Annotated in this window: 17 protein-coding genes; 7 read left to right on the plus strand and 10 right to left on the minus strand. The window is 64.7% G+C overall.

All coding sequences use genetic code 11. The annotated features are described in order from the left end of the window. Window positions 1-423: 423 nt before the first annotated feature. The 4 genes from BUE39_RS05840 to BUE39_RS05855 all read right to left on the minus strand — a co-directional run bounded on the left by BUE39_RS05840 (window position 424) and on the right by BUE39_RS05855 (window position 5350). Window positions 424-1659, minus strand: coding sequence for a multifunctional CCA addition/repair protein (locus tag BUE39_RS05840; protein WP_073427717.1), 1236 nt, complete (start codon window positions 1657-1659; stop codon window positions 424-426). Beyond that, entirely contained in the window at window positions 1656-2309 is a 654-nt protein-coding gene (locus BUE39_RS05845) for a glutathione S-transferase family protein (RefSeq protein ID WP_073427718.1), read from the minus strand. Before BUE39_RS05845 ends, BUE39_RS05840 begins: the two co-directional genes overlap by 4 nt. A 37-nt stretch (window positions 2310-2346) precedes the next feature. Next, window positions 2347-3300, minus strand: a complete 954-nt coding sequence (locus BUE39_RS05850; RefSeq protein WP_073427719.1) for a complex I NDUFA9 subunit family protein — start codon at window positions 3298-3300, stop codon at window positions 2347-2349. Window positions 3301-3382: 82 nt separating this feature from the next. After that, window positions 3383-5350: a lytic transglycosylase domain-containing protein gene (locus BUE39_RS05855; protein WP_073427720.1), complete on the minus strand. Its 1968-nt coding sequence runs from the start codon at window positions 5348-5350 to the stop codon at window positions 3383-3385. 77 nt (window positions 5351-5427) lie between these two features. Here BUE39_RS05855 and BUE39_RS05860 point away from each other — a divergent pair, with 77 nt between their 5' ends. Beyond that, on the plus strand, window positions 5428-5970 hold the full coding sequence (locus tag BUE39_RS05860) for a 5-formyltetrahydrofolate cyclo-ligase (protein ID WP_235004818.1): 543 nt from the start codon (window positions 5428-5430) through the stop codon (window positions 5968-5970). Between the two features lie 90 nt (window positions 5971-6060). Here BUE39_RS05860 and BUE39_RS05865 read toward each other — a convergent pair whose 3' ends face one another. Beyond that, on the minus strand, window positions 6061-6573 hold the full coding sequence (locus BUE39_RS05865) for a winged helix DNA-binding protein (RefSeq protein WP_073427721.1): 513 nt from the start codon (window positions 6571-6573) through the stop codon (window positions 6061-6063). Window positions 6574-6776: 203 nt separating this feature from the next. On the opposite strand from BUE39_RS05865, the gene pxpB reads away from it, so the two are divergent. The 6 genes from pxpB to BUE39_RS05895 all read left to right on the plus strand — a co-directional run bounded on the left by pxpB (window position 6777) and on the right by BUE39_RS05895 (window position 13274). After that, complete coding sequence (pxpB, locus tag BUE39_RS05870; RefSeq protein WP_073427722.1) at window positions 6777-7430, plus strand: 5-oxoprolinase subunit PxpB; 654 nt, start codon at window positions 6777-6779, stop codon at window positions 7428-7430. Beyond that, window positions 7427-8479 (plus strand): 5-oxoprolinase subunit C family protein, encoded by a 1053-nt coding sequence (locus tag BUE39_RS05875; RefSeq protein ID WP_073427723.1) that lies wholly within the window; start codon window positions 7427-7429, stop codon window positions 8477-8479. The genes pxpB and BUE39_RS05875 overlap by 4 nt, the downstream gene beginning before the upstream one ends. Window positions 8480-8498: 19 nt before the next feature. Next, window positions 8499-9251: a 5-oxoprolinase subunit PxpA gene (gene pxpA / locus BUE39_RS05880; protein ID WP_073427724.1), complete on the plus strand. Its 753-nt coding sequence runs from the start codon at window positions 8499-8501 to the stop codon at window positions 9249-9251. Window positions 9252-9546: 295 nt separating this feature from the next. Further along, window positions 9547-10293, plus strand: a complete 747-nt coding sequence (locus BUE39_RS05885) for a DUF969 domain-containing protein (RefSeq protein WP_073427725.1) — start codon at window positions 9547-9549, stop codon at window positions 10291-10293. Beyond that, window positions 10290-11246, plus strand: coding sequence for a DUF979 domain-containing protein (locus tag BUE39_RS05890; protein ID WP_073427726.1), 957 nt, complete (start codon window positions 10290-10292; stop codon window positions 11244-11246). Before BUE39_RS05885 ends, BUE39_RS05890 begins: the two co-directional genes overlap by 4 nt. Window positions 11247-11471: 225 nt before the next feature. Continuing rightward, window positions 11472-13274: a tetratricopeptide repeat protein gene (locus tag BUE39_RS05895; protein WP_073427727.1), complete on the plus strand. Its 1803-nt coding sequence runs from the start codon at window positions 11472-11474 to the stop codon at window positions 13272-13274. A gap of 96 nt (window positions 13275-13370) precedes the next feature. Here the strand turns inward: BUE39_RS05895 and BUE39_RS05900 are convergent, their stop codons facing one another. From BUE39_RS05900 to BUE39_RS05920, 5 genes are all read right to left on the minus strand, one after another. Then, window positions 13371-13631 carry a BrnA antitoxin family protein gene (locus BUE39_RS05900; RefSeq protein ID WP_073427915.1) on the minus strand — a complete coding sequence of 87 codons (261 nt, stop codon included), beginning with the start codon at window positions 13629-13631 and terminating at the stop codon, window positions 13371-13373. Between the two features lie 46 nt (window positions 13632-13677). Continuing rightward, on the minus strand, window positions 13678-13983 hold the full coding sequence (locus BUE39_RS05905; RefSeq protein ID WP_200799504.1) for a BrnT family toxin: 306 nt from the start codon (window positions 13981-13983) through the stop codon (window positions 13678-13680). 186 nt (window positions 13984-14169) lie between these two features. After that, window positions 14170-15321 (minus strand): TraB/GumN family protein, encoded by a 1152-nt coding sequence (locus tag BUE39_RS05910; RefSeq protein ID WP_073427728.1) that lies wholly within the window; start codon window positions 15319-15321, stop codon window positions 14170-14172. Continuing rightward, the gene (locus BUE39_RS05915) at window positions 15314-16333 is read right to left on the minus strand and encodes a peptide ABC transporter ATP-binding protein (RefSeq protein WP_073427729.1); all 1020 of its coding nucleotides are present in this window, start codon (window positions 16331-16333) and stop codon (window positions 15314-15316) included. Before BUE39_RS05915 ends, BUE39_RS05910 begins: the two co-directional genes overlap by 8 nt. After that, window positions 16330-17334, minus strand: a complete 1005-nt coding sequence (locus BUE39_RS05920; protein ID WP_073427730.1) for an ABC transporter ATP-binding protein — start codon at window positions 17332-17334, stop codon at window positions 16330-16332. The genes BUE39_RS05915 and BUE39_RS05920 overlap by 4 nt, the downstream gene beginning before the upstream one ends.

Genomic DNA, 17334 nt, shown 5'->3' on the forward strand with positions numbered 1-17334 from the left:
CTGACAGCGCGGGTGCGCCCGCCGCTGCTTCCCAGTGCGCCGAATAGCGCGTCAAGTTCGGCCTGCACACTGGCGCACATGCCGGACATCATCAGCGCGGCCATGCGCGGCAAGGTCAGTGTGCGATTGCGGGTAAAGGCAGTGGGAGAACGACGCACGCGATCGGCGAGCGCCGGATCGAGCAGGAAATCGGAGAACTCAGCCAGAAGCCGCGAGGACGCTGGTATTTGAGTTCATATCGTTGATTTATCAGTGAGTTATGCGATGAAGTTTACAGGGGCAATGCCTCGTTTACAAGCTCTTTGAGGCTTAAGTTGAGAGCATTGCCCCGCACAGGGGCAACGCTAATAGACCACTAACAACACAAGGAAAGGCCAACAAAACAACCCCACAACCAACCAGCCCCGCACGGGCAAAAAAACCTCACCCCCCCATCACCGCCTCAACAGCCCGAACTCTCTCCCGATGCACCGCATCCTTGATGCCAGCAGGCGCATCAGCCATCCGCATAGCAACAGCACCGGCATCCACGCCTCGCGCAGCGACAAGCGCAATCCGCAATCGCTCGGCCTGCGGATACTCGCGCATCTCAAACCCGAGCCGCCCGCGCGCATCGGCCTCGCAGGCCTGCAAGGCCTCGGCGAACCGCGCCGGTTTGCGCAGCGCATCGCTGCGTTCGAGCAACCGCACCAGCGCGGCAGCGCCCATCTCCATCACGCGATGAATGTTGCCGTGCTCGCGAGCCACCAGCAGCGCCAGATCCCGACATTCGTTCGGCACGCGCAGCCGCTCGCATAGGGGCTTCAGCAGATTCACGCTGCGCTCCTCATGCCCGATATGCCGCGGCAGGACGTCTGCCGGCGTGGTCGCCTTGCCGAGGTCGTGCGTCAACGCGGCAAACCGAACCGTCAATGCATAGCCCTGCTGCGCGGCATGGTCGACCACCATCATCACATGCACACCCGTATCCACCTCGGGGTGATAGTCGGCGCGCTGCGGCACGCCGAACAGCGCGTCGATCTCCGGCAGAATGCGCGCCAATGCGCCGCACTCGCGCAACACCTCGAACATGCGCGAAGGCTTCTTCTCCATCAAGCCGCGCGACACTTCCTGCCAGACGCGCTCGGCCACCAGCGCATCCACCTCGCCCTCGGCCACCATCTTGCGCATCAGCGCCAGCGTTTCCGGCGCGACCGTGAAATCGACGAACCGCGCCGCAAACCGCGCAATCCGCAAAATGCGCACGGGGTCTTCGAGAAACGCCTCGCTGACATGTCGAAAGAGCCGCGCCTGCAAATCGCGCTGTCCGTTGAACGGATCGATCACCGGGCCGGTCAACGCCCCATCCGGGCGCACCTCGCGCGCCATCGCGTTGATCGTCAAGTCACGGCGCGCGAGATCCTCTTCCAGCGTGACGTCCGGTGCGTAAAAGACCTGGAAGCCGCGGTAGCCCGCCGCGGTCTTGCGCTCCGTGCGCGCCAGCGCGTACTCCTCGTGCGTCTGCGGATGCAGGAATACCGGAAAATCCTTGCCCACCGGACGGTAGCCCTGCGCCACCATCTGCTCGGGCGTCGCGCCGACCACCACGTAATCACGATCCTGCACCGGCACGCCCAACAACTCGTCGCGGATCGCGCCGCCCACGGCGTAAATGTTCATGGGCATACGTCTTGATAAGGAATGGCGTGCGTTTCACGCAGTGCGTCGTCGATCCAGGCCTTCACGGCGGGCAGGTCCGTGATTCGGCGCACATACGCCGAGGCGGCTTCGGACAACGGCGGCTGCCACGTATTGAAGCGCATCGCCACCGGCGCGTACATGGCGTCGGCAATGCTGAACTCGCCGAACAGGAACGGCCCGCCGTAGGTCTCGAGGCAGCCGGTCCAGATCGCCTCGATGCGCGAGATGTCGGCCAGCACGGCCGGCGTGGCGTTCCTGCCCGGAAACGACGCGCGAATGTTCATCCACATGTTCGAGCGCAATTCGCCGAAACCGGAGTGCATCTCGGCGCTCACGCTGCGCGCGTGGCTGCGCGCCGCCGCATCGTGCGGCCACAGCGCATGCTGCGTAAAGCGTTCGGCCAGCGTCTCGGCGATCGCCAGCGAATCCCACGTGGCCGCACCGTCTTCGTCGATCAGCGTCGGCACCTTGCCCGGACTCGCCGGCGCGTGCGCCAGAATCTCCGACTTCGTGTCGGGCGTGTACAAATGAATCAACACCTCCTCGAACGGGATGCCGAAATGCTTGAGCAACAGCCACGGACGCATCGACCACGACGAATAGTTCTTGTCACCGATAATCAGCTTCATGCTTGACTTGAATAGAAGGGTTGGAGATCAACGAGGCTCACCGTCCGGCGCTGGCGCGAAACGTGTCGAAGCGCGAACGCGTCGACGCGCCCGTCAGATACACGGGCGCGATCGATTCGATGCTGGCCGGCTCGATGCCGAGTTCGGGCGCGAGCGGTCCGCTCAACACGTTGTCGACTTTCATCGAATCGAGATTGTCGCGCGAGATCACCGGTTCGCCGGGCGCCATTTCAAACGTCAGCGCTTGCAGGCGCGCCAATGCTTCCGGCAAACGAATGATGCGTGCATGCCGGCCGATCACATCGCCGCAATATTTGACGAGCTCCTCGAGCGAGTAGACGGTCGGGCCGCCCAGTTCGTAAGTATGGCCGCTGGCCGCGTCGAGATCGAGCACGTTGACGATCGCCTTCGCCACGTCGGCGACATAGACCGGCTGGAACTTCGCGTCCGGCATGGCGAGCGGAATCACCGGGAACGTCCGCTGCAAGAACGCGAACTTGTTGAGGAACTGGTCTTCCGGACCGAACAGGACTGACGGACGGAACACCGTCCACGCGAGATTCGCCGCGTGCACCGCCTTCTCGCCATCGCCCTTGGAGCGCGAATACATGCTCGGGCCGTTCGAGTCGGCGCCGAGCGCGCTGATATGAATCAGCCGATGCACGCCTTTGCCCTCGCAGGCCGCGACGATCCTGGTCGGCAGTTCGACATGGATTCGCGCGAACTCGCGGCCATACGGCGTGCCGCGTTTGCCGTTCAGCGTGCCCACCAGATTGATCACACAATCGGCGCCCTCGACGAAGCGCGCGAGCTGTACCGGATCGAACACGTCGGCTTCAATCACGTCGATGGGCAGCAGCGTGAGATGACGCGCGTTGTAGCGGCGCCGCGTGGCGATGCGCACGTCCTTGCCCACTTCGACGAGCGCGTTGACGAGATGGCTGCCGATAAAACCGGACCCGCCGATGAGCGCAATGGCTTGATGTCGCATTTTCGACTCCCTGGTGGAAGCCGCGGCAACGGCTGGCGTGGCGCACCGCCGCATCACGATCGACGCGGCGGCGGCACGGCGCTTACGGCGCGATGTAACCCAGACGCGCCTTCAGCGATTGCGGACGGCCTTCGAACAATGCCGCGTAGTAGACCGTGTTGGACAACACGTTCTTGACGTAGTCGCGCGTTTCCTGGAACGGGATCGACTCGGCGAAGATCGCGCCTTCGACCGGACGCTGCAGCGACTGCCGCCAGTTGCGCGGACGGCCCGGCCCGGCGTTATACCCTGCCGTAGCCAGCACGGCGGACCCGTCGAACTGATTGTAGATCATCGACAAGTAGTTCGTGCCGAGCAGGATATTCGTGTTGATGTCGTTCATCTGCTCGCGCGAAATCGGACCGAGGCCGATCTTCTTCGCGACCAGTTGCGCGGTGCCCGGCATCAACTGCATCAAACCGCTCGCGCCGACCTCCGAGCGCGCGTTCATGATGAAGCGCGACTCCTGGCGAATCAGCCCATAGGCCCATTCCACATCCAGCCCGTTCGACTGCGAATCGCGTTCGACGATATCGCGGAACGGCGACAGATAACGCAGCGAGAAATCGTGCTCGCTCTTCGTGCGGTCCGCCGTGTTGACGGTGCGGTCATATAGCTGGATACGGCGGGCGTATTCGGCGGCGGCGAGCAGTTGCCGGTCGCTCATGCCGCGCAACGGCCAGTTCCATTCGCGATTGCCTTCGAGCCGCAGATTCAGCGCATAGAAACGCTGCGCCAGGTCGAAGCCCGGCGTATTGCCGGCTTGCTGGACTTCGGCGTCGCTCACGGTGGTTTTCGCGGGCACGCTGATTTTCTGGCCGAGTTCCTCGGCTGCCAGTTGGCCGTAGAAGTTGAAGCCCTGCGAGATCGACTCGAATTCCTGGTTGGCCGTGGTCGTGTCACCCGCCTGCTTCAGCGCGCGGGCATGCCAATACACCCACGACGGCTGATTGCGCAGCGCCGCCGGCATCTGCTCGATCGACCAGCGCACCATCGTCCAGTCGCCGGCGAGGAGCGCAGTGCGGGTGCGCCATTCGTATGCCGGGTTCGACAGCGGCGCATTGGCCGACAAGCGGTACCAGTCGACCGCGCCCGGCATCTGCTTCGCGGCGGCCTGATAGGCAATGGTGCCCCAGCCGATCGCGCGTTCAGGCGAGTTGAGCGACGGCGCCACCGAAGCGAACGTGGCCGCGGCCATGGCCGGGTCGTTGCGCGCCATGCGCGTGATCGCGAGCAGCGCCAGCTGATGCGACTTCGGATCAGGGCCTACGCCGCGTGCGAGCAGCAACGGCGGCGTGCTCGTGGCCTGGCCGAACAGCACGGGGTCGGGCACGTCGTTGCCGAGCGCGTCGAGGAGCTTGCTGCCCGTGTTCGTGTAGTTCTGCTCGTACGCGAGACGGATTTGCTGCCAGATATCGTCGGTGCTGAATTGCTTGTTGACGCCCAGCACGGTGATCAGATCGACGCAGCCGTCGCCGTACCATTTGGGATCGACCAGCAGCGCACGCGCCGCCTCGGCGACGTTTTCACCACGCGAGGCACGCGATTCGAGCGCGTAGCACTTCACCTGCGTGTCGTCGTTGAGTACGAAGCGCGCGTATTGCTGGTCGAAGTTGCGCCAGTCGTGACGCGTGCCGAGCACCGTGAGGTAGTCGTTGCGCATGCGGTCGGCGATCGCCTCGCCGTCGTACTTCTGCAGGAACGCGAGCACCGGCGCATCCGGCGCGTCGACCCGCGCGTGGCCGCTCGAATCGAACAACTGCGGCTTGATCTGGAAGTATTCCAGATAGGAAGGCGCCGGATAGTTCGGGATCAGGCTGGCGAGTTGCGCCGCGCGCGCCGCGTCGTTATTGCGCGCGGCCTCGCGAAGCTGGACGAAGGTCTGGTCGTCGCTCGTGAGTTGCGAAAGGGGAATGGGCTTGACGGCTGAGGCCGTGCTGCACGCGACGAGTGCGGCTGCGGCGAGCGCCAGACCGGCCGCGCGATATACTCGGTAAAGGCGTTTTGACATCGTTGTTTCTGGAGCGCGAATTGAACCCAAGCATAGCATGCAACCCCAACGCGGAATCGAAAAAGGCGCTGCGTCGAATGCTATTGGAAGCAAGGCTGCAAGCGGCTTCCGAGCCGGCGCACAATGCCGCGCTCCGCCGGCGCATTCTCGATGCGCTGAAGCATTACGGCGTGAGCAGCGTGGGGTTCTACTGGCCGCTCGCGGGCGAATTCGACGCGCGCGCCGCCATGTCGATCTGGCTCGCGGCAGGCGAACCACGCGAAGCGAGTTTGCCGATCATCAAGGAGCGCGGCGTGCCGCTCGAGTTCCATGCGTGGACGCCTGATACGCCGATGAAGATCGGTCATCACAGGATCGCCGAGCCAACTTCGGGGCGAGTGGTGATTCCCGAATTGCTGTTCGTGCCGTGCGTCGGTTTCGACGCCGAAGGTTATCGGCTCGGCTACGGCGGCGGCTACTACGATCGCACGCTGGCCGCATGGCCGGGCGCAAAGCGGCCGGTCACGGTGGGCATCGCCTATGAAGCGTGTCGCACGCAAGCGCTGCAACGTGAGCAGCACGACATTCCGCTCGACCTGATCGTCACCGAGGCAGGTCTTTATCCGCAGCGGGCGGATTGAGCGTCGGGCGCTCGGCATCGAACGCGTGAACCACGCGTGCTCCGCATCGCGCACCGCACCGCACCGCCGCCCCGAGTCCCGCAAGCCCCGCTATAAAGACGCCGCCGCCCGCGCGGCCGTGTCGTACAGACCCGACGCGTTGCGCATCAACTGCGCCGCCTCGCCGATCTGCTCGTTGGTCAGGCCGCTTTCCTTCAGCGTGGAAATCAGGCAGCTCTCGCGCACCTCGCGATATTTCAGACACAGCGCGCGGCCCGAATCGGTGGCCGAGAAGAACACTTCCTTGCCGGTCTTTTCGCTTTTTACATACCCTCTAGCTACCAGCTTCTTCAACGCGTAGGTGGCGACGTGCGTGTCCTCGATGTTGAGCACGAAGCAGATGTCGGCCAGTTTCTTGCGGCGCTCGCGGTGGCTGACGTGGTGCAGCAGCGAGACTTCGATAGCGGTCATGTCCTTGTCGCCGGCCGCGGACATGCAGCGCACCATCCAGCGGTTGAATGCGTTGCCCGCCATGATGAGCGCGTATTCCAGTTCTGACAGTTCGGCGCTTGTCTCAGACACGAGATGTTCCGAAGAGACGATCTTGGTGGGATGGCGCGACATGGAGATTCTCAGGGAACAGGATGGGAAGGTGTCGCGAGTGTACGACGAGCGATCGATTCATGGGAGCCCTGGCACAAATGCTTATTGAGAAATTGTTGATATTTTATTGATAATGTACGCTCCAAACATCGCGTGCCGCTACCTAACCTGTTTGACAGGGTTCGCTGTGCCGAATCCGCCGACTCGACCAAGGCCGTTAAGCAATGAGCCAACCTAGAATCTTTCCGCTGGGCGATGCCGCGCTTGTCTGCGAGGCGCCGCCGCCCGCGACGCTGGCATGCCAGCGTCGCGTGTGGGCGGCCGCCGAGGCCGCGCGCGACTGGCCGCATGTGCTGGAGGTCGTGCCGGGCATGAACAACCTGACGCTCGTGTTCGATCCGCTCGAAGCGGACCGCGACGCGCTCGTGAGCCATTTGCAGGCGGCCTGGAACGCGGCCGGCGACACGCCCGCGATCGGCCGCGAAGTCGAGATCCCCGTGCAATACGGCGGCGAGTTCGGCCCCGATCTGCAGGTGGTCGCCAATCACACGGGCCTAAGCGCGCGCGAGGTCGTGCAGCGACACTCGGACGGCGAGTATGTGGTGTTCTTTCTCGGCTTTCAGCCGGGCTTCGCCTATATGGGCGGACTCGACGAAGCGCTGCACACGCCGCGCCGCGCGTCGCCGCGGCTGGAAGTGCCGGCCGGCTCCGTCGGTATCGGCGGTGAGCAAACCGGCATTTATCCGGCCACCTCGCCGGGCGGCTGGCAACTGATCGGCCGCACCGCAACGCCGCTGTTCGATCCGGCGCGCCGCCCGCCCACGCTGCTGCAACCGGGCGACCGGGTGCGCTTCACCATCGCGGGGCTACACGCATGATCGATGTGATTCGCGCGGGTCTGTTGACCACGGTTCAGGATCTCGGCCGTCACGGCTACCGGCATCTCGGTGTCGCGATGGGGGGCGCGCTCGACCGGCTGGCGCTCGAAGTCGGCAACCGGCTGGTCGGCAACCGGCCCGACGCAGCCGGTCTGGAAATCACCTTCGGGCCGACGGTGCTGCGCTTTCTGCGCGCCACGCGAGTGGCCATCACCGGCACCGAATTCGGCGCGACGCTCGACGGCAAGCCCGTCTATTCATGGTGGAGCCTGCCGGTGCGGGCCGGCCAGGAACTGGTGCTGAACGCGGCGCGACGCGGCATGCGCGGCTATGTGTGCATCGCCGGCGGCATCGACGTGTTGCCGATGCTCGGCTCGCGCAGCACCGATCTCGCCGGCCATTTCGGCGGACTCGGCGGCCGGGCGTTGCGCGACGGCGACCGCCTGCCGCTCGGCGCGCCGCCGCCGCGCGGCCACGCCGGCTTCTCGCCCGAGACGCCGGAGTTCGGTGTGAAGGCGCCCGCGTGGTGCAAGTTCGTGCTGGTTCACGAGCCGCTGCGGCGCGGCCGTCATCCGTCGGGGGTGCCGTGGGCCGTGCCGATCCGCGTGCTGCGCGGCCCGGAATACGAGAGCTTCACCGAGGAAGCCCACGAATCCTTCTGGTCCGATGAATGGCTCGTCACGCCGAACAGCAACCGCATGGGCTACCGGCTTGCCGGCACCGAACTGAAGCGCACGCAGAAAGCCGATCTGCTGTCGCACGCGGTGCTGCCGGGCACGATTCAGGTGCCGCCGAACGGCCAGCCGATCGTGCTGATGAGCGACGCGCAAACCACCGGCGGCTATCCGAAGATCGGCGCCGTGATCCAGGCCGATCTCTGGAAGCTCGCCCAGGTTCGCCTGAATGCGGCCGTCCGCTTCATTCCGACCACGCCTTACGAGGCGCGCCAGGCGCTACTGGAAGAACGCGCGTATTTGCGGCAGATCGACGCCGCGATCGCCATGCACGAGGAACGCTGCACGCGCCAATTGGCTGTCGCGGCGCTGTGACACTGAGTAGAGGAACACCATGGAAATCGATCTGAACGCCGACCTCGGCGAAGGCTGCGGCTCCGACGAGGCGCTGCTCGACCTCGTCAGTTCCGCGAACATCGCGTGCGGCTGGCATGCGGGCGGCGCCAATGCGATGCGCGATTGCGTGCGTTGGGCGGTGCAAAAAGGCGTCTCGATCGGCGCGCACCCGAGCTTCAACGATCCGGAAAATTTCGGCCGCAAGGAAATGGATCTGCCGGCCAACGAAATCTATGCGGGCGTTCTCTACCAACTCGGCGCGCTGTCGGCGATCGCCCAGGCCGAAGGCGGGCGCATCGCGCACGTCAAGCCGCATGGCGCGCTGTACAACCAGGCCGCGCGCGACGCGCGGATCGCCGACGCGATCGTATCCGCCGTGCACGATTTCGATCCGTCGGTGGCCGTGTTCGCGCTTGCCAGCAGCGGGCTCGTGACGGCCGCGCGCAACGCGGGGCTGACCGCGATCGAAGAAGTCTTCGCCGATCGCGGCTATCGCGCCGACGGCTCGCTGGTGCCGCGCAAGGAGCCCGGCGCGCTGCTCGACGACGAAGACGAGGTGCTCGAACGCACGCTCGCGATGGTGCGCGAGCGCCGCGTGCGGGCCGTCGACGGGCAATGGGTGCCGCTGAACGCGCAAACCATCTGCCTGCACGGCGACGGGCCGCATGCGCTGGCCTTCGCGCGGCGCATCCGCGGCGCGCTGGAACAGGCCGGTATCGAAGTGCACGCGGCCGGCGCCGCGAGCGTCTGAAGCCCGCGCCGGCCGGCACTCACGAGACGCAGTGAAGCACATCTTGCCAAGCCCTGAACGCCCCGCTTCAAGCGGGGCGTTTGCCAGATGCAGCTAGGTGCATCACGTCTACCGGGTGCGGGACATATCGCCGTAACCGCTGTCGGTCGCTCAGTCGACGCGGAGACGGCTGCAGGTGTAGTCGAAGCAACGCGGCCATCTAGAGCCGCGGCAACAAGACGACGCATGGATCGCCACGCGCCGTCCCACGTTAGCCGCCACAAGCGGCGAGGTTAAACCCTGTTTGGAGATCCAGATGCAGACAACAGTCAGTCTATGGCCGCTCATTGGCGTGGCCGTCATCATCGTCGGCTTTTTATTACGGTTCAATCCGATGCTGATCGTGGCGGTCGCCGCGATCATCACCGGACTCGCCGCGCACTTCCCGCCTGAAAAGATCCTGGCCGAAATCGGCACCGGCTTCATCAAGACGCGCAACATTCCGCTGATCATTCTGTTGCCGCTCGCGGTGATCGGCCTGCTCGAACGGCATGGCCTGCGCGAGCGCGCGCAAGCGTGGATCGGCGGCATCAAGGCGGCCACCGCCGGGCGTCTGCTGATCGTCTATCTGCTCGTGCGCGAACTCACCGCGGCGGTGGGCCTGACCGGTCTCGGCGGTCATCCGCAGATGGTGCGTCCGCTGATCGCGCCGATGGCCGAAGGCGCGACCGAAACCCGCTTCGGCAAGATCAGCGACGCCGTGCGTTTCAAACTGCGCGCGTTCTCTGCGGCGACCGACAACGTGGGCCTCTTCTTCGGCGAGGACATTTTCGTCGCGTTCGGCGCGATCGTGCTGATGACGACCTTCCTGAAGGAAGCGGGCATCATCGTCGAGCCGATTCACGTCGCCGTCTGGGGCATTCCGACCGCGATTTGCGCGTTCCTCATCCACGGCTTCCGCCTGTATCTGCTCGACCGCAAGCTCGAGCGCGAATTGCGCGGCAATGCCGCGAGCGGCAGCACAATCACGCCGACGCAAACGGCCGCGGGAGATAAAGCATGACGCTCACGATTACCTATCTGTTCTGGCTGCTGGGCGTGGTGCTGCTGATCATCGGCGGCATGATCGTCACGGACAAGGAGCATCCGCGCCGCTTCACCGCCGGCGGTTTCTGGATTCTCTACGCGCTGATTTTCCTGATCGGCGACAAACTGCCGCCCGCCGTGGTCGGCGTGGCGGTGATCGTGATGGCGCTGATCGCCGGCTTCGGCGGCGTGACGGCGGCCAAGCCGAAAACGCTGTCGCTGGAAGCGCGCAAGGCGAGCGCCGCGCGTCTGCGCAACAAGCTGTTCGTGCCCGCGCTGACGATTCCGGTCATCACCGTGATCGTCACGCTGTCGGCGAGCCATCTGGTTTTCGGCGGCCTGCCGCTGATCGAGAAGGCGAACGTCACGCTGATCGGCTTCGGCATCGGCTGCGTGATCGCGCTCGCGATTGCCTGCGTGCTGACGCGCGACACCGTCGGCCAGTCGATGAAGGAAGCGCGCCGGCTCGTCGATGCGTTGTCGTGGGCGGCGGTGCTGCCGCAGATGCTCGGCATGCTCGGCCTCGTGTTCTCGGACGCCGGCGTCGGCAAGGCGGTCGCTCACGTGACCACGGCCTACATCAGCCTCGACTACCGCTTTGTCGCGGTGGCCGTGTACTGCATCGGCATGGCGCTCTTCACGATGGTGATGGGCAACGGCTTCGCCGCGTTCCCGGTGATGACGGGCGGCGTCGGCGTGCCGATCCTGGTGGGCGTGTTCCACGGCAATCCGGCCGTGATGGTCGCAATCGGCATGTTCTCAGGCTACTGCGGCACGCTGATGACGCCGATGGCCGCGAACTTCAACATGGTGCCGGCCGCGCTGCTCGAACTACCGGATAAGAATGCGGTGATCAAGGTGCAGGTGCCCACGGCGCTGACCTTGCTGGTCGTGAATATCTTCCTGTTGAATTTCCTGATGTTCATGTAGGGCTCTTGTAGTCGCATGCGTGAAATACCGGCGTGTCACGGGATCTCTCTGTGACACGCCGGTGAAAGGGATTCGTCGCGGGACCTACTATACGAAAGAGACAACCGAAATAGGATGCGTCCGATCGTCTGTGGATGGACCGAAACATAAGCTGGCGGGCGGTCTCCCATCCACATGCACCGGCGCGCGCAGCGTGCGCCGCCGGCGCCTTCCAGCAGGTCTCTCATGGAACGTCAATCCCACCCCGACGCTGTGCGCACCGATGCGCCATCGCCCTCCCACCTCGCGTCATTGATCGAAGCCGCGCTCGCGGCACACCAGACCGGTCAGCTCGACGCAGCCGAGCCGTTTTATCGTGAAGCACTCGCGCTCGATCCGTCCCATGTCGACGCGCTGCACTATTTCGGCGTGCTGCAACATCAGCGCGGCAATCACGAGGTCGCCGCCCGGTTGATGAACGAGGCGCTCAAGCTCGATCGCACCGACGTCGCATGCTGGAGCAACCGCGGACTCGTGGCCGCCGCCCTCGGCCATCTCGACGAAGCGATGATCTGCTACGACCAGGCGTTGCAGATCCAGCCGGACTTCGCCGACGCTCGCAGCAACTTCAGCGTCGCGCTGCAAGCGCAAGGCTCCTTCGACGAAGCGGTCGAACAATACCGGCTGGCGCTGGCGTCGAACCCCGGCATGGTCGACGCGCATCTGAACCTCGGCACGGTGCTGAGCAAGCTCGCCCGTTACGACGAAGCTTTGGCGTGCTATCGCGACGCCTTGTCGCTCGACCCCGAGTCGGCGGAAGCGCACTTCAATGCGGGCAATGCGCACAACGCACGCGGCGACCGCGAAGCGGCCATCGCCAGTTTCGAACAGGCGCTGGCGCTGCGCCCGCATTACGCCGAGGCGCATATCAACCTCGGCAGCCTGATCGGCAAGCTCGGCGACTATGCGGGCGCCGAATCGCACTACCGGCGCGCGGTTGAGTTCAAACCCAACCCCACCAATCTGGTGTGCCTCGGCGGTTCGCTCGGCGCGCAAGGCCGGCTCGATGAAGAAGAAGGCTTCTATCGTCAGGCGCTGCAACTCGCGCCCGACCATGCGGACGCGCATCAGAATCTCGCATGGCTGTTGCTCAAGCGAGGCGATTACAAGCAAGGCTGGGCTGAATTCACGCAGCGCTGGCGCAAGCGCGACTATGAAGCGATCGCGATTCCGGGCGTGCCTGAATGGCGCGGTGAGCCGCTCGAGGGGCGTCGTCTGCTGATCGTCGGCGAACAGGGTTTCGGCGACCACTTCCAGTTCCTGCGCTTTGCGCGCGTGCTCGAGCAGCTCGGCGCGACTGTCGACATTCGCGTGCGCGAGCCGCTGCTGCCGCTGCTCGAACGCGCACCGGGCGTGCACCGCGCGTTCAGCGGCCAACCCGAAGAGCCATACGATTTCTGGGTGCCGATGATGAGCGTACCGTCGTGCATCGGCATGGAGTTGTCCGCCATTCCGGCTGAAGTGCCGTACCTGTTCGCCGACAAAGCGAGGACCAAGGCATGGCGCAAGCGGGTCAACGCGGGCGATAGATCGAAACGTAAAGTAGGCCTGGCGTGGGCCGGCAGTTCGACGTTCGGCAACGACCGCTACCGCTCGGCCGAACTGGCGGATCTGAGCGCGCTAAGTTCGCTGAAGAACGTTGCCTGGCACGCGTTGCAAAAAGGCCCGGCGCACGCGCAGTTGGCCGACGCGCCGGCGGCATTCCGCGCTCACGACTTCACCGCCGACCTGCATGACTTCGACGACACCGCCGCGTTCATCATGAATCTCGATCTGGTGATCGCCGTGGACACCGCCGTCGCGCATCTCGCGGCGGCGCTCGGCAAGCCGGTGTGGACGCTGCTGCCCGCCAACTCCGACTGGCGCTGGCTCGAGGCGCGCAGCGATTCGCCGTGGTATCCCGGCATGAAACTGTTCCGGCAGACGACGCTGGGGGACTGGGCGCCGGTGGTCAGGCAGGTGTCCGAGGAACTCCGCGCGGGCAATTGATCACGCGCAAGTTGCGCCGGAGCCGCATGCTTCGGTGCGGGCGCTCGGGAGGAGCGCCTTCCAGCGATCACTCGCAGACGGGATGCGACGCCGCCCCTACTTGAGGGCGCGCCGCTGATGCGCCAGCATATAGGCGCGCAACAGCTTGTTGATGCGCGTTTGATAGCCCGCACCCTGCTCCTTGAACCAGCTCAGTACGTCCGCATCGAGGCGCATGGTGACGGCCTGCTTCGGCGGCAGATGCAGTTCCGCCTGCTCGAAAAAATCGTCACCCAACTCGGGCACGTCGCTTGTGTCGATATGTGCGTCGTCTGCCTTCGCGAGTCGCTTCCAGTCTGTTCCTGTTGGTTTGCTCATCATTTCCGCCTGTGTTCGTTTTTCGGCGATTGCCGAAGATGCCCCGTCAATGCCAGACGCTGCGCTTGTAACGCGTGACCTCGTGTCTCGTGGCCTTGCGCGCCGAGATGATGCGGACCACGTCCATATCGCGCTCGACGTACACCACCACACCTACGATAGCCGCCATCCAACCGAGTGCGATCCAGCGGTCCTCACCGTAGTCGTTGCGCTGATCCAATGCGGTGAGCACCGGATGATTGAACACGTTGATGGCGTCTCTGAAGTCGATGCCATGCTTGCGAATGTTGATCTGATTCTTGGCTTCATCCCACTCGAAACGCACGCGGCACCCGTATTGACGTTTGTACATACACTATAACACGTACACAGCACTCGGCGGTCCTGGAAGATTGCGAGCGGTACGCGGCGAAAGTGAGCGTCAGACTGGCAGGGAGAAGGCCCGTTCCTAACCTGGCCGAACGGGCTATACGGAGTCAGAGAGAACCGACCATCGTGCGCGGTGCAAGCATGAGGGAATGCCACGGACAAACAAACCTCACCCCGCCTCCACCACGAATCCGCGCTGCCGCAAAAGCTGCAGGACACCTTTGCGGCCGCCCAGATGCAGCGTGCCGATCGCCACGAACACCGGTTTGTTGGGCGCGGCGATCAGCAGCATGCGCGACACGAAGCGCCGGTTCCGGTCATAGACGATCTTGTTGTCGATCGAATCGGAGATGCGCTTGTCGCGCGCCAGTTTCTCCGACTTCGCGGCCTGCCACGCGGCGATCGCATCGGCATCGCCCACGCGCCACAGGCGATGCAAGGTCCGCACGTCCGCGACGTTTTCCGCCGGCGTCTGCGCGAGATCCTGCGCCAGCATTTCGCGCTGCTGCGCGAGCGTGAGGCTCGTAAACGCTCGCATCTGCTGCGGCAAGGTCTCGAGGCCGACGATCTTGCCGCGCGTCTTGAGATACACGTTCTGCAACTGGGCTTCCGTGCCGTATTCGGTTTGCAAACCGGCGCTGAGCGAATCGTAGGTTTCGACGAGCAACGAAGCGAGCCACGGCCGCATCTTCCTGATTTCATCCAGCGCGGCGCGATTGCCGCGCAGACGCCAGGCGAGCTTGTGCCACAACGGTTCGGGTAGCAAGCCGGGCAGACAGTCGCGCCGGCATACGCCGTACTTCGATACGTCGTCTTGCGAAACGAGCAGTTCGTCGGGCGAGAGTTCGAGCGCGAGCGTCGGCGAGGCGGCCAGCGCGCCCATGATCGCCGGGCGGAACGGCTGCTTGACGGGGTAGTCGGCGGGATCGCCCACGTGCAGCGTGCCGAGCACGTAGAGGGTCGTGGCGCCGCGCGTCGCGACGTAGAACGGCATGCGTGCCGGCTGCGTGCGCACCGGGCCGCTCGCGGTGGTGCCCGACGTGGCGGGCGGCGGATTGAAGCCGGGTAAGGTGGCGCGCGGCGGCGCCGGCTGATTGGGCACCGGCAATAAAGGGCGCCCGGCCTGAGCGGGCGTATTGGCGGCGGCGCCCGCGGCATGTGCGACGCCGATCGGCCCCGCGCTCAAATGAAAGATGGAACAAACGCCGAGGAGCGCGGCACCGGTCAGTGCGCGCGCGCCCCAGCGCCGCGCGAAAGCGACACTACGGCCGCCATCACGCGAGCGGCGCGCAAGACGACGCGCCGCCACCACATCAGGCATCCACGTCCCCCACCTCCTCGGCGCGGTGACACGAGACCTGACGGCCATCCACTTCGCGCAGCTTCGGTTCCTCGCTGCGGCAACGGTCGATCACGTAAGGACAGCGCAGATGGAACGTACAGCCGGACGGCGGATTCAGCGGCGAGGGCATCTCACCCTGCAACTTGATCTTGATGGTGCGATCCGCCTCGAAGATCGAAGGCGTGGCCGACATCAACGCACGCGTATAAGGATGGCGCGGTTTCGAGAAAATCCGCTTCTTGTCGCCGAGCTCCGCCACGCCGCCGAAGTACATCACCATCACGTCGTCGGCGATATGCTCGACCACCGAGAGATTGTGCGAGATGAACACATAGCTCGTCTTGAACTGCTCCTGCAAATCCATGAACAGATTCAGAATCTGCGCCTGGATCGACACATCGAGCGCGGACACCGGCTCATCGGCAACCACGATCTGCGGATCGAGAATCATCGCGCGCGCAATCGCCACGCGTTGCCGCTGGCCGCCGGAGAACATATGCGGATAGCGCTTCGCATGTTCGGGGCGTAGACCGACGGTGCGCATCATCTGCGCGATCCGCTCGGCGCGTTCGGTGGCGCTCAGTTGCGTGTTGATCGCGAGCGGCTCGCCGAGCGTCTGCTCGACGGTTTTACGCGGATTCAGCGACGCAAACGGATTCTGGAACACCATCTGCACGCGCCGCCGCAGCGCGGCGATTCGCTCGCGATCGGCGCCCGCGACATCTTCACCGTCGATCAGCAGACGGCCGGCGCTGGGCGCCTCGATCATCGTGAGTTGACGCGCGAGCGTGGACTTGCCGCAGCCGGATTCGCCGACCACCGCCAGCGTCTTGCCGCGCTCGAGCGCGAACGAGACGCCGTTGAGCGCCTTCACCGTGCCGTGAGCAAACATGCCGCGCTTGACCGTGTAGTAACGCGCGAGCTTGTCGGCGACGAGCACGTGATCGCCCGCATGATCCGACTGGCGCCGCGTTTCGAGTACTGCGTTCATCGTGCGCCTCCACGGGTGTGAACGTTGGCGTCGCCGCTCAGGTTCAGGGGTTTGATGCAGCGCACGCGCGCCACTTCGGCGTGACCTTGCATCGGCGCAAGCGCGGGCCGCGCCTTGGTGCAGTCGTCCACCACGTACTTGCAGCGCGGCGCGAACAGACAGCCCTTAGGCCGGTCGTCGCGCCCCGGCACCATGCCCGGCAAGGCGGCGAGCCGCACCGCGCCGACGTTGTGCTCGGGAATCGCCGCCAGCAACGCCTCCGTGTACGGATGATGCGGCGCGGCGAAGATATCCGGCACGCGATTGGTCTCGATCACTTCGCCAGCGTACATGACCGCGACGCGCTGCGCGACCTCGGACACCACTGCCAGGTCGTGCGAGATCAGCACGAGCGCCATGCCGCGCTCCTTCTGCAGGCGCATCAGCAGTTCCATGATCTGCGCCTGGATGGTCACGTCGAGCGCGGTGGTCGGCTCGTCGGCGATCAGCAGCTTGGGATTGCAGGCGATCGCCATGGCGATCATCACGCGCTGGTTCATGCCGCCCGACATCTGATGCGGAAACGAACCGATGCGGTTCCTCGCGTCAGGAATGCCGACCTGATCGAGCAGTTCCAGCGCGCGCCTGTGCAGTGCGTCGCCGCGCAAGCCTTCGTGCAGCTTCAGCACTTCCTTGATCTGATAGCCGACCGTGTAGCTCGGATTCAGACTGGTGAGCGCGTCCTGGAACACCATCGCGATGTCCTTGCCGATGATCCTGCGGCGTTCCTTCGCCGACGCCGTCAGCAGATTCTTGCCGTTGAAGGTGATCTCATCCGCGGTGACCTTGCCGGGCGCGTCGATCAGGCCCATCAGCGCCATCATCGTGACGCTCTTGCCCGAGCCGGATTCGCCGACCACGCCGACCACTTCGCCCGGCGCGACGTCGAGATTGATTCGATCGACCGCGGGTAGTCCGTTGAAGTTCACCGCCAGATTGCGGATGGTCAATAAACTATCCAT

The organism is Paraburkholderia terricola, from assembly GCF_900142195.1.
Taxonomy (GTDB): domain Bacteria; phylum Pseudomonadota; class Gammaproteobacteria; order Burkholderiales; family Burkholderiaceae; genus Paraburkholderia; species Paraburkholderia terricola.